This is a genomic window from Microbacterium testaceum, assembly GCF_029761935.1.
Taxonomy (GTDB): domain Bacteria; phylum Actinomycetota; class Actinomycetes; order Actinomycetales; family Microbacteriaceae; genus Microbacterium; species Microbacterium testaceum_A.
On the sequence record NZ_CP121699.1, the window covers coordinates 1892955 to 1906963 of the forward strand.

Genomic DNA, 14009 nt, shown 5'->3' on the forward strand with positions numbered 1-14009 from the left:
TCAGGCCGAGGCGCGCTCCACGACCTCGATCGGAAGGATCGTCGCGTGAGCCGCGGGACGCCCGGCGAGGATGTCGAGCAGAACGGATGCCATGTGCCGGCCCTGCGTCAGAGAGGGCTGCCGGACCGTGGTCAGCGCCGGGGTGACGGCGGTCGACACCGCGGAGTCGTCGAAGCCGACGACGGCGACGTCGCGGCCGGGTTCGAGGCCGTTGTCGCGCAGGACGCCGTAGACGCCGCGTGCCATGAGGTCGCTCGCGACGAAGACCGCCTCGGGGACGACCCCGCTCGACAGGATCCGCGTCATCGCGAGGGCGCCTCCCATCTCGGTGAAGTCGCCGTTCTCCACGGCCGCCGGTTCGATGCCCGCCTCCGCCATCGCGTTGCGGAACCCCTGCAGGCGGTCGATGCCCGCGGGCATGTCGGACGGGCCCGAGACCGTCGCCACGCGCCGATGACCGCGCGCGAGCAGGTACGCCGTGGCCACGCGCCCGCCTTCGACGTTGTCGACGTCGACGTAGTAGTCGTCGGCGCGGATACGGGCGGGCCGACCGCCGTAGACGACGGGGACGACGTCGGCCACCCGGTCGAGGAAGGTGTCGCTCGTGTGGTGCGAAGCGACGATCGCCCCGTCGACGCTCCCGCCGCGAAGGTAGCCGAGCGCCTTGGCGCTGGCGTCGTCGCTCGCGATGAGCATGTTCATGATGTAGTCGGACTCCCCGATCACCTCGCCGATGCCCGCGACGATCGAGGCGAAGAACGGGTCGCCGAAGAAGCGATCGGTCTGCTCCGGAATCACCAGGGCGATGGCGCGGGTCTGCCTGCTGGCGAGAGAGCGTGCCGCACGGTTGGGCACGTACTGCAGCTCGTCGATCGCCCGGCGCACGGACTCCAGGGCGGAGGGCGAGACGGCGGTGGAGCCGTTGACGACACGCGACACCGTCGATCGCGATACTCCGGCACGCGCCGCGACCTCTTCGATCGTGGCGGCACCCCGCACGGATGCGAGATCCATCGCTTCCCTCCTTCGGGACGGCGGTGTTGCACCGCGCTTCGGGTGGCCAGGTGCGCTGAGCGCTGCTGCGAGCGTACTGCGGGCGCTGCGGGCGCACGAGTTCATCGTCGCCCGACCAGGTGCATCGGCGGGTGAATTCCAGGAGCCCACTGCGTCTTTCGATGGGGGCCAAGAGCGGCCGCGCACCCGTTCCCGCCCGGTGGCGGGGAGGGAAAGGGACGAGTCGGTCCCTCACGTGCGGAGCGGGGAGGGCTGCGCTTCAGAAGGGTGGTGGGTCGGTGTTATAGGTGCCGCCGAGAGGAGATATCCAGGCGGTGTCGCCGTCCGGGTGATCGTCGATGTCCCAGCGACTCTCATGCCGGACGCGGTGGTGATGGCGGCATTCGGGGTCGAGGTTGTCGTCGTCGGTGGTGCCGCCGTCGGCCCAGGCGGTGAGGTGATCGATGTCGCAGTCTCGTGCGGCGCGAGCGCAACCGGGGAAGACGCAGATGGGTGAGGTGATGCCCAGCCACCGCCGCAGGGCGACGGGCACCCGATACGTTCTGCGGTCGAGCACGAGCGGTGCGCCGGTGACGGGGTGGGTGAGCAGCCGGATCCACGACCTCGCGGTGCCAGCCAGGCGTCGGGCGGTGTCGAGGTCGATCGGTCCGTAGCCCTCGAGGGTGGCGGGTTCGGCGTCGTGGCCGAGGAGGGTCAGCGCGGGAACCGTGACGATGACCGCCGCCGGCGGGGCGGAGCGGAACGTGCGTGGGGCGTCCGGGGCCAATCCGGTTGGTGCCGCGGATGGGGTGGCTGCGTTCTCGGCCGAGGCGTCAGCGGTCGGTCCCCCATGGGCGGGGCGTCCGCGGTCGCGTTCGGGGCGGAAGTGGTGGACGAGACAGCCGGGGCGACCGTCATCGTGATGAGGTCGGCAAACGCGTCAGCGCGGAGTTGGGCGAGGGTGCGTTCTTCGTCGGGCGCGGCGCGCAGGTGCTGGGCGGCTTTGTCGAGACGCGACATGACGGCCCGAGCCCGGTCAGCGGGGAGCAGCGCGTGGAGGGAGGCCATGCCATCCAGCTCCGCTCTCATCCACACCCCCCGATCCACCGCGGCGCGGCGATGGCGGGCCTCGATCGATTCAGCGTGCACGCGTTCGCGGATCGCGCGCGCCGCGACAGCGAACTTCGCCGGGGTCAGCACCAGCGCCGGCGGGCACGCCTCGTCGTCGAAACGCTCGAACGCGTCGGCGTCACCGGCGGGAAGCGTCGACGCCAACCGGGCCGCGTCGACCGCGTGCTTCTCGGAGAGACGCCCCTCACCGAACGCGGCCCACAGCTTCGGGCACCCCACCGCCAAGGTCTGCGCGTGCGCCGCGCGCGTGCGGACCGTCTGCTCGGACAGGTGAAGCCGCACCGCAATCTCCGCGACCGCGGCCCGCTCGGCGAGATCGACGCGGTCCGGGCGCACCGCACCCGGGGTGCGGCCCCGGGAATCAACCCAGGCACGGTCGAGCGTGGGGTCGGGCCCGACCCAGGGGGTGGGGTCGAATGCGGCGTCGTCGAGGATCGCCAGGATCAGGCGGCACTCCTCAGCAGTGGCCCGCGGCCGCTCGGCGACCACATTCTCCAAGTGCCCCACCCGCGCATCGACATCTGACATCGCCAGAACCGTGCTGTCGAGCGGGCGCACAAAGCCGTCCCCCTCCCACGCATCGACGTCGCCGGGACCGTCGGGCGGCACATACCCGCGCGGCTCGCTCGGCACAGGAGAGGCCAATCCGTCGCCGGGCGCCGGGGTGCCGGCATCCGTCCCCCACTCGACATCGCCGCTCTCACGAAACGCCGCCCACTCCGCTTCGAACTCCAGCTCGTCGTCGCTCGGCCACGGCGCTCCATCGCACTCCCGAAGCGCTGGCATCGGCCGGTGCGCGGAGGGTGCGGGGCGGGTCATGGCAGAACGCTATCGCCGACCTCCGACATTGGATCGGGGCGATATCGAGGGCCAGCTGTTCGCCGACACCCCGCATGGTCGAGCCGTTATCCCCGGCTCGGCAACGTTCGAGACGCTGTTCGACCCCATCGCCTGTCCCGCCGTCGAACACAGCGCGGTGCAGCCCCGCTCATGCTCCACCGTCCCGTTTCACCCGCCAGGGCGCGCGCAGCAGAAGCCGCATGCCCGGCAAGGGGGCATGCGGCTTCTGGGGCGCGTTATGCGTCGCGTTTGGGCCGTTGCGTGACCGGCCCCGGAGAGATGACCGTCAGCCGACGGTCGCCGACTCCAGTGCGCGGTCGGCGATGACCCGCGCGTACGCGAGCCCCGAGTCCTTGATCGTCCGCTCCTGCGTGGCGTAGTCGACGTAGACGATGCCGAAGCGCTTCTCGTAGCCCCAGGCCCACTCGAAGTTGTCCATGAGCGACCAGTAGAAGTAGCCGCGCACGTCGACGCCCTCGTCCACGGCATCCAGAACCGCTCCGAGGTGCGCTTCGACGAACTCCACGCGCTCGACGTCGTGCACGCGGGCCTCGCCGCCGTCGGTGACCAGCTCATCGTCGTACGACGCGCCGTTCTCGGTGACGTACAGCGCCACGCCCGCGTCGGCCGAGTAGTCCTCGCTCACCCGCTCGAGAAGGCGGGTCAGCCCCTCGGGCTGCACCTCCCAGTGCATGTTGGTGCGGGCGAGGCCGCGGTCGTGCCAGTACAGGTTCTCGTGGGCCGGGAAGGGCTTGCCGACCGGGCGCGGGGTGGGCGCATCCCCCGCGGGCGGGTCGACCTCGGGCGCCGTGCCGCCGACGAACTCGCCGTGGTAGTAGTTCACGCCGAGCGAGTCGATGGGAGTCGAGATGACGTCGAGGTCGCCGGGCTGCACGGCCTCCTGCCAGCGCGCCACCGCCTCGGCATCCGTCTTGCGGAAGTCCTTGATGATGTCGGCCGGGTACTCCCCGCGGAACACCGGGTCGAGGAACCACCGGTTGAACTGCCCGTCGATGCGACGCGCGGCGTCGAGGTCGGCGGGATTCGCCGGGTCGACGGGATCCGCGACCGTGAGGTTCAGGGTGAGTCCGAGGTTGAGCGACGAGTCGCGCGCGCGCAGCTCGCGCACGGTCTGGCCGTGGCCGAGCAGCAGGTGGTGAGCGGCGAGCATGCCCTCGGCCTGCGAGTAGTGGCCCGGGGCGTGGATCCCCGCGGTGTAGCTGAGGAACGACGAGCACCACGGCTCGTTCAGGGTGGTCCACACGTCGACGCGGTCGCCGAGGGCGTCGTGCATGTCGAGCGCGTACTCCGTGAAGCGGTCGCTCGTCTCGCGGACGGTCCACCCACCCCTGTCCTGCAGCGCCTGCGGAAGGTCCCAGTGATACAGGGTGAGCCAGGGCAGGATGCCGGCATCCAGCAGCTCGTCGACGAGGCGCTTGTAGAAGTCGACGCCCTTCGCGTTGAGCTCTCCCCCGTCGGGGCGCACGCGCGACCACGAGGTCGAGAAGCGGTACGTCTGCAGGCCGAGCTTCTTCATCAGCTGCACGTCACCGGCGTAGCGGTGATAGTGATCGCACGCGACATCACCGTTGTCGGCGTTGATCACCGCATCGGGCACGCGGCTGAACGCGTCCCAGATCGAGGTCGTGCGGCCGTCTTCGAAGGCCGCCCCCTCGATCTGGTAGGCCGCGGTGGCGGCGCCGAAGAGGAAGCCTTCGGGGAACGAACGGGAGTGGGACATGGATCGGGTTCCTTCCGTGGGCGCGAGGGTCATCCCTTGACCGCCCCTTGCATGATGCCACTGACCAGCTGCTTGCCCGCGAAGACGAACAGCACCAGCAGCGGGATCGTCGACAACAGCACGCCCGCGAGGACCTTCGAGTAGTCGACGAAGTAGTTGGACTGCAGGAGCGACAGGGCCACCGGCAGCGTCGGATTCTGGCGATCGAGCACGATGAACGGCCAGAAGAAGTTGTTCCACGCGCTCACGAAGGTGAACAGTCCGAGCATCGCGGCGGCCGGGCGCGCGGCGGGCACGCCCACCGTGAGGAACGTGCGGAACGAGGTCGCCCCGTCGACGCGCGCGGCCTCGATGAGCTCGTCGGGGACGGCCTGGCGCAGGTACTGCGTCATCCAGAACACCCCGAACGCGCTCGTGAGCGCCGGAACGATGATGGCCCCGAGCTGACCGGTCCACCCGAGCTCGCTGAAGAGGATGTACAGCGGCACCACGCCCAGCTGCATGGGCACCGCCATCGTGCCGACCACGAACAGCAGCAGCCACGGGCCGCCGCGGAAGGTCAGCTTCGCGAAGGCCCACCCGGCCAGCGTCGAGAAGAAGACGACGGATGCCGCGATGATCCCGGAACTGATCACCGAGTTCATCAGCGCGGGCCAGAAGTTGACCGCCGGGTCGCCCATGACGGCCGCGGCGTTGGCGAGGAAGTTCCCACCCGGGATCCACGACATGTTCGGGTCGCGGACGGTGGAGGCGTCGCCCGAGCCGATCAGCAGCGACCAGTAGAACGGGAACACGCTGGCTAGCAGCACGGCGCCGAGGGCGGCGTAGACGAACCAGCCGGGGCGCGATCCGCGCACGGCACGCGGACGGCGGCGCCCACGGGCGGGCGGGTCGCGATCGATCACGGGCACGGGGGCCGGGGTCACGGCGGTCATCGACGCGCCTCCTTCGTGGGGGTGGACAGGCGGGCGGCGTCCGCCTCGAGACGTTGCTGTGCGGCGCGCGCCTGTGCGCGTCGCTCTCGACGGGACCGCTGGTCGCGGCCGCCTTCGTCGCGGACGAGCGAGCGGGTCACGAGCATGTTGATCGCGCCGATGACGAGGATGATCAGGAAGAGGATCCACGCGAGCGCAGCCGCCCGGCCGAAGTTCCACTCGCCCCACCCGATGTTGTAGAGCCAGAGCGTCACGGTCAGCCATTGGTTGTCGGCGCCGCCCGTGCCGTACTGGTCGTACATGCGGGGCTCGTCGAAGATCTGCAGTCCGCCGATGGTGGAGGTGATGATGACGAAGATGAGCGTCGGCTTGAGGCTGGGCAGGGTGATCGAGAAGAACTGACGAACCTTGCCGGCACCGTCGACGGTGGCCGCCTCGTAGAACTCCCGAGGAATGGCCTGCATCGCCGCGAGGAGGATCAGGGTGTTGTACCCGGTCCAGCGGAAGTTCACCATCGTCGCGATCGCGACGTGACTCGCGAGCGCGTCGGAGTGCCAGGGCACCGCGGGAAGACCGAGGTTCTGCAGGGTGGTGTTCACGACGCCGTACTGGTCGCCGAACATGTTGCTGAAGATGAGGGCGACGGCGACAGGGGCCATCACGTAGGGGATGAGCACGCTCATGCGCCAGAACGTCTTGGCGCGGATGTTCTGGTCGAGCATCGCCGCGATGAAGATCGCGAGGATCAGCTGCGGAACGCTCGAGAGCAGGAAGATGCTGAAGGTGTTGCGCAGAGCGACCCAGAACTTGGGCTGCGAGAGCACCCACGCGTACTGGTCGAAGCCGATGAAGTGGCCGGAATTGCGGACCAGGTCCCAGTCCATGAACGAGATCACGGCCGTGTACGCGATGGGGAAGAGGCCCGTGATCGCGAACAGGATGAAGAACGGCGAGATGTAGAGGTACGGCGAGAACTTCAGGTCCCACGCGCTGCGGCGCTGGCCGAAGCCGATGCGTCGCGGCTGCCGCGCGCCGGCGGGCGCCGGCGCCGACCGAGTGGGCCGTTCGAGTGTGCTTGTCACGGTGGTGTCTCCTCCTCGAGACGAGGGGCGGATGCCGGGGGCCGGTGCTGCGACCCCCGGTATCCGCCCGCGTCGGTCACTTCAGGGCGTCGACCTCGGTCACCCACTGCTGCCACGAGGTGGCGGCATCCTGGGTTCCGTCTTCCACTCGTGTGAGCGCCTTCTGCATGGCGTCGTTGATCTGGAAGTAGAACGCGCCCTTGTACGGCGACACCTTCACGGCCTCGGCGCGATCGGTGAGGATCTGACCGACCGGGGCGTTGTTGAAGTAGGCGTTGGTGTTGCTCAAGAGCGTGTCGTTCTTGAGCGCGTCGGTCTGGCTGGGGAAGGTCCCCGCGTTCTCGAACGCCTTGATCTGGGTGTCGGGGCTGGTCAGCCAGTCCGCGAGCTCCTGCGCCGCGGCGACGTTCTTGCCGTTCGAGGGGACGGTCAGATACGAGCCGCCCCAGTTGCCGCCGCCGCCGGGGAAGGCGTTGGCGATGTCCCAGCCCTTGACCTCGGGCGCGTTGCCCTCGATGACGCCGAGCATCCAGCCCGGGCAGAGCATGGTCGCGAAGGCGCCGTTGGACAGTCCCGCCATCCAGTCGTCGGACCACTGGCCGAGGTGCGCCGACTGCGTGGCGCTGGCCTTGAGAACCTGGTCGTAGATCTTCTTGACCTCGGGGTTCTTGGTGGCGGTGATCTCGCCGGTGTCGGGGTTCTCGTAGGCGTCCTCGACCTGGTTGATGGCCCCCTGGTAGGTGCCTCCGGCCGAGTCGAAGAACGGCTTGCCGGTCGCGGCGACGTACTTGTCGCCCGCGGCGAAGTACGTCGACCAGTCGCCCTGGAGCATCTTGGCGACCTCTTCGCGGTCGGTGGGCAGGCCCGCGGCGGCGAACAGGTCGGAGCGGTAGCAGACGCCCTCGGGGCCGATGTCCGTGCCGTAGCCGATGAGGTTGCCTTCGGAGCTCGTCGCGGCCTTGACCTTGTAGTCGAGCCAGCGGCTCTTCAGGTCGTCGGGGACGGGGGCGAGCAGGTCGGCGTACTCCATGACCTCGGGGAGCCAGTCGACCTCGATGGCCTCGATGTCGGCGAGGCCGGTCTTCCCGAGCTTCTGGAAGTAGTTGGCACGGGCGTCGTTGCTCGTCGCGGCTTTGTTGTGCACGATCTTCACGTTCGGGTGCGCGTCCATGTACTCCTTGAGGAGTGCGTCGGTGTACCCGAAGTCGTTGAAGGTGGCGACGGTGAGCGTCACCGGTCCGTCACCGCCCGAGGCGGAGCCCCCGCCGCCGGAGCAGCCGGCGAGCACGAGGGCGGAGGTGGAGGCGACGGCGGCGACAAGGGCCACACGACGCAGGGCGCGGTTTTTCACAGATCACTCCTTTGTGGTGGGTGCTGACCGGCGCTGCGGAGAACTCCACCAACATGGCGTGGGAGCGCTCTCACCGATCGGGGTAGACGCTATGGGATCGCTCCCACGAGGTCAAGGAAAAGCATCCGGATCGTTACCTCACGTCACCCGGGGCATCGCCAGAGCCCCGACAGACCGGGCGGAGACGGAGGCGGGCCTCCCGTAGACTGGCCTTCACCACGCCACCCGACTCCTGGAGCTGCAATGCCCACCATCGTCGTCGACGTCATGCCCAAGGCCGAGCTCCTCGACCCCCAGGGAAAGGCCGTGGCCGGCGCCCTCTCGCGCCTGGGTGAGCACCGCTTCTCCGACGTGCGCATCGGCAAGCGCTTCGAGCTCACCGTCGAGGGCGAGGTCGACGAGGCGACTCTCGCCCGCGTCCGCGAGCTCGCGGACGAGATGCTCTCGAACGCCGTCATCGAGGACGTCGTCAACATCGAGGTGGTCGAGTGACCGCTCGCATCGGGGTCATCACCTTCCCCGGTTCCCTCGACGACCGCGACGCCCAGCGCGCCATCCGTCTCGCCGGCGGCGAGCCCGTCGCCCTCTGGCACGGCGAGCACGATCTGAAGGGCGTCGACGCTCTGGTCCTGCCCGGCGGCTTCAGCTACGGGGATTACCTGCGCGCCGGCGCCATCGCGGCCTTCGCGCCGATCATGGCCGAGGTCAAGGACGCCGCGGACAAGGGCATGCCGGTCCTCGGCATCTGCAACGGCTTCCAGATGCTCGTCGAGGCGCACCTGCTGCCCGGCGGCCTCATCCGCAACGCCCACCAGCAGTTCATCCGTCGCGACCAGCGCCTGCGCGTCGAGAACGCCTCGACCGCGTGGACGAGCGACTTCGCCGAGGGTGACGAGATCGTCATCCCGCTGAAGAACGCCGACGGCGGATACATCGCGGATGCCGAGACCCTGGCGCGCGTGAACGGCGAGGGGCTCGTGACCTTCCGGTACGTCGGCGTGAACCCGAACGGTTCGCTCGACGACATCGCGGGGCTGACCAACGAGCGGGGCAACGTCGTGGGCCTCATGCCGCACCCCGAGCACGCCGTCGAGCCCGGCTTCGGCCCGGGAACAACCGCGGCCATGCGTTCGGGTGTCGACGGCCTGGGCTTCTTCACCTCGGCGATCGCCGCCGTGGTGGGCGCCGCGGCCTGACGTCACCCGCGACCTCGCCCCCCGCACGGGGGCCGGGGATCGTCGCCGGAGGACGGCGCCCCCTCGGACTCCCGCGACGCGCGGGGAGTGATGGACTCGGGGTCGATCAGGGAGGATGAGTCCGTGCGCGTACCCGATCCCGACCCGATCATCGAGGGCATCCTGGCCCTCTGGAGCAGCGAGGGAGCGCCCCTCCCCTCCGAACCGCGTCTCGCCGAGATGCTCGGGGCGAGCCGCAACTCGGTGCGCGAGGCGCTGATCCGACTCGAGGAGCGGGGTTACGTCCACCGCACCCAGGGGGCGCGGACCACGTCGAACCGTCGACTCGCGGGCGTCGGCCGCCGCATCGACCAGCAGTTCGATCATTCGCTCTCGATCCGCTCCGCGGGGTACGAGGCGTCCCTCGACCTCGTCTCGTCCGAGCGCCTCGACCTCGCCCCGGGTGCGCACCGCTTCGACGATCTCCCCGACGGCACCCGCGTACTGCGGACGGTGAAGATGTGGCGCGCGGACGGCGCCCCCTACGCCCTGGCGGAAGATCTCGTCCCCGTGGCACGTGACGCCGCGCTCGACCCTCATCGCCCGGTCTTCGATCTCGCCGAGGCGGCGAACGGCGTCCGCGTGGCCTGGGAGACGCTGTGGATGGAGGCGGTCGGATTGGACGCCGAGAGGGCGGGGATCCTGTCGAGCGCACCCGGTACGCCCGTGATCGAGATGACCTACTGCGGGTACGGCGCCGACGACGCGATCGGGTACTGGTCGCGCGAGGTGCAGCTGGCCGCCCCGACGGGCCTGCGCAACGCGCTGATCCGTCGGGTGCGATCGTGAGCGTTTCCCCCGCGTAACAGCGTGGTGAACATGTCGGACAAGTGACATCACCGCTTGTTGGACAAGCGTACGGTCGAGGGAGCCGACGAAAGCGAGCTCCCGTGTCCGACACCCTCACCGTCCACCGCCTCACCGCCGAAACCGTCACCCCCGCGACCTTCGACCCCTTCGGGGTCATCCTGACCCCCATGGAGGACGGCACCCCGTTCACGGCCGAAGAGGCCGTACTCGACGTGTCGAACGGCATCCCCCGCTTCTACCTCATGCACCTCGACGACAAGGCCCCCGAGTTCGTGCGCGTGACGCGCCACCTCGAGACCACCCAGACCCTCATGGCGGTCGGCGACGTCGAGTGGACCATCGCCGTGGCCGCCCCGGGCATCGACGCCCCCGCTCTCGACGACCTGCGCGCGTTCCGCATCCCGCCGCGCACCGCCATCACGATGCGCAAGGGCACGTGGCACGCCGGTCCCTTCTTCGCCGAGCCGAGCATGGACTTCGTCAACCTCGAGCTCGACGACACCAACGTCACCGACCACCACAACCACCGCTTCGACGACACCCTCGGCGTCCGCGTCGTGGTCGACGGGGAATGACCGTGCTGACCCCGCTCCCCGACGCGGCGGCCCGACTCGCCGCGCTCGAACGGGAGGCCGCGCACCAGAGCGCCCTCAGCGCCGGCGACGGACGCTCGTGGGTCGGCCAGCGAGTCGGCATCCGTCCCGTGGTCATCGTCGGGGCCGGTCAGGCCGGACTCGTCCTGGCGCGCGGACTGCGTCGGCGCGGAATCGACGACGTCGTGGTGATCGACGCCGCGCCCGCCGATGCGACCGGCCCCTGGAGCACCTACGCGCGCATGCACACGCTGCGCACACCCAAGGACATCGCCTGGCCGACCTGGGGAACGCCCGCGGTGAGCCCGCGCGCCTGGTTCGAGGCCGTCTACGGAACCGACGCGTGGGACGCGATCGAGTACTTCCCCACCGTCGCCTGGCAGGGCTTCCTGCGGTGGTACCGCGAGGTGTCCGCCCTCACGGTCGTCCCCTCCACGCGCGTGCGGTCGCTCACCCCGACCGGAGGGGACGGGCCGATCGAGGTGCACCTCGAGGGCCCGGACGGTGAATGGATGCTGCCCGCTCGGCACGTCGTCCTCGCCACCGGGATCGAGGGAGCCGGGGGGCGGCATGTCCCCGCCCTTCTGCAGGGGCTCCCCGCCGGCCGCGTGCACCACACGCACGACGACATCGACTTCTCCTCCCTCGCGGGTCTGCGCATCGGCGTGCTGGGCGCGGGGACGGGGGCGTTCGACAACGCCGCCACCGCGCTCGAGCACGGCGCCGCGAGCGTCGAGGTGCACATGCGGCGCCCCGCCATGCCCCAGGTCAGCCCCTACCGCTGGATGGAGTTCGCCGGTCTCATCGAGAACTACGGCGCCTTCAGCGACACGCAGAAGTGGGCCTTCAACGTGCACCTGTCGGCGGTCGACCAGCCCGCCACGCAGAACGCCCTCTGGCGCGCCCACGCGTTCGACGCCTTCCGCTTCTTCACGTCGTCGCCGTGGCAGCACGTGCAGTGGACGGGCAGCGACATCGCGGTGACAACGCCGCACGGCATCCATCACTACGACGTCGTCCTGTCGGCGACCGGGATCGTGGCCGACCTGGAGCGGAGGCCGGAGCTGTCGGCCATCGCCGCGGATGCCACGCTGTGGAGCGACCGCCTCACTCCGGAGGCCGCGGCGCAGAACCCCGGGCTCGCCGCGTTCCCCTATCTCGACGACGACTTCGGTCTCGTCAGCCGGAGCGCTCCCGACGCCTCGGCGCTGTCGCGGATCCACATGTTCAACCACGGCGCGCGCCTCAGCCAGGGGATGCTGAGCCACCAGATCCCCGGGCTCGTCGGCGGAGCGACCAAGCTGGCCGCCGCCCTCTCTCGGCGACTGTTCGAGCACGGTTCCGACGAACTGCTGCGGGAGTACCTCGCCTACGACGTGCCCGTCGGGGTGCACATCGGGCGCCGCCCGCAACCTCCGCAGCCCGCCGAGGCGACCGGAGTAGCGTCTCTCCGGTGACCACCCCGACCCCCCTCATCGTGTCCGTGCCCACCGACGAACTCCGTGACGACCTCGGCGATCTGCCCGAGGGCGTCGAGGTGGTCGTCTGGGATATGACGGGACCGGCCCCGCGCGACAGGTTCGACATGATCGTCCCGCCGTACATGTCGATGAACGACGTCATCGGGCGCCTCTCCGAGATCGAGGTCGGCCTCGTGCAGGGCCAGTCGATCGGCTACGACAACGTCGAGGGGCGCCTGCCCGAGGGGATCGTCTTCTCCAACGCCTCGAGCGTCCACGAGACCGCCACCTCGGAGCTCGCCGTGGCCCTGGCCCTCGCGGCGCAGCGGCACCTGCCGGACTTCGTCCGCGCGCAGGATCGCGGCGAGTGGACGGGCGGCATGACCCCCGGGCTCGCCGACGCCCGCGTGACCCTTCTCGGTTTCGGCGGCGTCGGCCGCGCGATCGCCGCCCGCCTCGCGCCGTTCGAGGTGACGCTGCGCGCCGTCGCCTCGCACGGACGACTGCAGGACGACGTGGAGGTGTTCCCCCTCGGCAAGCTCGAGGAGGTGCTCGCCGACACCGACATCCTGATCGCGTCCCTTCCCGGCGGCGACGCGACCCGCCACCTCATCGATGACCGCGCGCTCTCGGCGCTCCCCGACGGCGCGCTCGTCGTGAACGTCGGCCGGGGTCCGCTCATCGACACCGACGCCCTCGTCGATCACGTGCGCCGTGGCCGCATCCGCGCGGCCCTCGACGTCACCGACCCCGAGCCCCTCCCCGCGGACCACCCGCTGTGGGCTCTCGACGGGGTGCTCATCGCTCCGCACGTGGGAGGGGCGACGGATGCCATGCGCCCGCGCATCGCCCGACTCGTGCGGCGGCAGATCGAGCGCGTGCACCGCGGCGAGGAGCCGCTGAACGTGGTGCTGGGCGGCTGATCGCCCCCGCTTTCCGCCCGCGCGCCGCGACCCGACGTCAGCCGGCGAGGCGCGCGTAGGCGTTCGCGGTGGCGGCGACGTCGTCGACGTAGCTGTCGAGGTGGTTGTACGAGAAGACGGCCCGCCGCCACCCCGCGGGGCTCGTCATCTCGCCCGCGGCGCACAGGTAGCGACCGGCCGCGAGGGCCGCGTCGTCGATCTGGTTCGGATCGGCGATTCCGTCGCCGTTCGCGTCGGCACCCCATCGTTCCCAGGTCGCCGGGATGAACTGCAGCGGTCCGACGGCCCGGTCCCAGGTCGCGTCGCCGTCGAAACGGCCGCCGTCGGTGTCGGGGATCACCGCGCTCTGCGATCCGTCGAGCGCGATCCCGCGGATCGGGGGATCCGGGTAGCCCTCCGCATCCAGAGTCCCGCCGGAATGGGTGCCGTGGCCCGACTCGATCGCCCCGAGCCCGGCGAGGGTGTTCCAGCCCAGACCGCACGAGGGCTGCTCCCGCTGGACGGTGAGGGCCGCCGACGCGTACGCCCGCAGAGCCCGTTCCGGGATGCCGATGCGCCCCGCGACCGTGATGCTCCACTGCGCGTCGACCGCGACCGCGGTCGGCGTCCGTCGCTCGGTCTGCGCAGGAACCGCCGGAGCCGCGTCGGCCTCGCTCGACGAGAGGGACGCGGGAGCCGGCCACGGTGCCGCCACGCCGCCGCGCTCGGCGACGCGCGCCATCGCCTGCGCCTGAGTGAACAGGACGCCGACGGCCACCAGCGCCACGAGCAGGGCGAGCACCCACGGCCAGAACGGCCGGCGCGGAGCCTGATCGAGGTCCACGGACACCTCCCGACGCCCGTCGGGTCGAGCGCACCCCGCGACGGTAGACGCGCGCGGCGACGTCGCGGTGAACGGGCGGGATACGACGCGGG

The 14009-nt window shown here is 70.4% G+C and carries 14 protein-coding genes; 6 read left to right on the plus strand and 8 right to left on the minus strand.

The features are described from left to right. The 7 genes from QBE02_RS09165 to QBE02_RS09195 all read right to left on the minus strand — a co-directional run bounded on the left by QBE02_RS09165 (nt 1) and on the right by QBE02_RS09195 (nt 8073). Nucleotides 1-1014: a LacI family DNA-binding transcriptional regulator gene (locus QBE02_RS09165; RefSeq protein WP_074696118.1), complete on the minus strand. Its 1014-nt coding sequence runs from the start codon at nt 1012-1014 to the stop codon at nt 1-3. Between the two features lie 259 nt (nt 1015-1273). Continuing rightward, entirely contained in the window at nt 1274-1780 is a 507-nt protein-coding gene (locus QBE02_RS09170; RefSeq protein WP_279365454.1) for an HNH endonuclease signature motif containing protein, read from the minus strand. Continuing rightward, complete coding sequence (locus tag QBE02_RS09175; protein WP_279365455.1) at nt 1708-2943, minus strand: DUF222 domain-containing protein; 1236 nt, start codon at nt 2941-2943, stop codon at nt 1708-1710. Before QBE02_RS09175 ends, QBE02_RS09170 begins: the two co-directional genes overlap by 73 nt. A 307-nt stretch (nt 2944-3250) precedes the next feature. Then, nucleotides 3251-4705 (minus strand): GH1 family beta-glucosidase, encoded by a 1455-nt coding sequence (locus QBE02_RS09180; RefSeq protein WP_279365456.1) that lies wholly within the window; start codon nt 4703-4705, stop codon nt 3251-3253. A gap of 29 nt (nt 4706-4734) precedes the next feature. Continuing rightward, nucleotides 4735-5640, minus strand: a complete 906-nt coding sequence (locus QBE02_RS09185; protein ID WP_279365457.1) for a carbohydrate ABC transporter permease — start codon at nt 5638-5640, stop codon at nt 4735-4737. Then, a complete protein-coding gene (locus QBE02_RS09190; RefSeq protein WP_279365458.1) occupies nt 5637-6722 on the minus strand; it encodes a carbohydrate ABC transporter permease in 1086 nt (361 codons plus the stop codon). The genes QBE02_RS09185 and QBE02_RS09190 overlap by 4 nt, the downstream gene beginning before the upstream one ends. Nucleotides 6723-6798: 76 nt before the next feature. Beyond that, entirely contained in the window at nt 6799-8073 is a 1275-nt protein-coding gene (locus QBE02_RS09195; protein ID WP_279365459.1) for an ABC transporter substrate-binding protein, read from the minus strand. A 243-nt stretch (nt 8074-8316) separates the two neighbouring features. Between QBE02_RS09195 and purS the strand changes: the two genes are divergently transcribed. From purS to QBE02_RS09225, 6 genes are all read left to right on the plus strand, one after another. Then, entirely contained in the window at nt 8317-8565 is a 249-nt protein-coding gene (gene purS, locus QBE02_RS09200; protein ID WP_243497100.1) for a phosphoribosylformylglycinamidine synthase subunit PurS, read from the plus strand. Next, nucleotides 8562-9269 carry a phosphoribosylformylglycinamidine synthase subunit PurQ gene (gene purQ / locus QBE02_RS09205; RefSeq protein ID WP_279365460.1) on the plus strand — a complete coding sequence of 236 codons (708 nt, stop codon included), beginning with the start codon at nt 8562-8564 and terminating at the stop codon, nt 9267-9269. Before purS ends, purQ begins: the two co-directional genes overlap by 4 nt. 123 nt (nt 9270-9392) lie before the next feature. Beyond that, entirely contained in the window at nt 9393-10097 is a 705-nt protein-coding gene (locus QBE02_RS09210) for a GntR family transcriptional regulator (protein ID WP_056225667.1), read from the plus strand. A 101-nt stretch (nt 10098-10198) separates the two neighbouring features. After that, nucleotides 10199-10693, plus strand: a complete 495-nt coding sequence (locus QBE02_RS09215; RefSeq protein WP_268103033.1) for an ureidoglycolate lyase — start codon at nt 10199-10201, stop codon at nt 10691-10693. Then, nucleotides 10690-12168, plus strand: a complete 1479-nt coding sequence (locus QBE02_RS09220; protein WP_279365461.1) for an NAD(P)/FAD-dependent oxidoreductase — start codon at nt 10690-10692, stop codon at nt 12166-12168. Before QBE02_RS09215 ends, QBE02_RS09220 begins: the two co-directional genes overlap by 4 nt. Then, complete coding sequence (locus tag QBE02_RS09225; RefSeq protein ID WP_268103031.1) at nt 12165-13094, plus strand: 2-hydroxyacid dehydrogenase; 930 nt, start codon at nt 12165-12167, stop codon at nt 13092-13094. The genes QBE02_RS09220 and QBE02_RS09225 overlap by 4 nt, the downstream gene beginning before the upstream one ends. Nucleotides 13095-13131: 37 nt before the next feature. Here QBE02_RS09225 and QBE02_RS09230 read toward each other — a convergent pair whose 3' ends face one another. Continuing rightward, entirely contained in the window at nt 13132-13917 is a 786-nt protein-coding gene (locus QBE02_RS09230; protein ID WP_268103030.1) for a lytic transglycosylase domain-containing protein, read from the minus strand. Nucleotides 13918-14009: the final 92 nt, after the last annotated feature.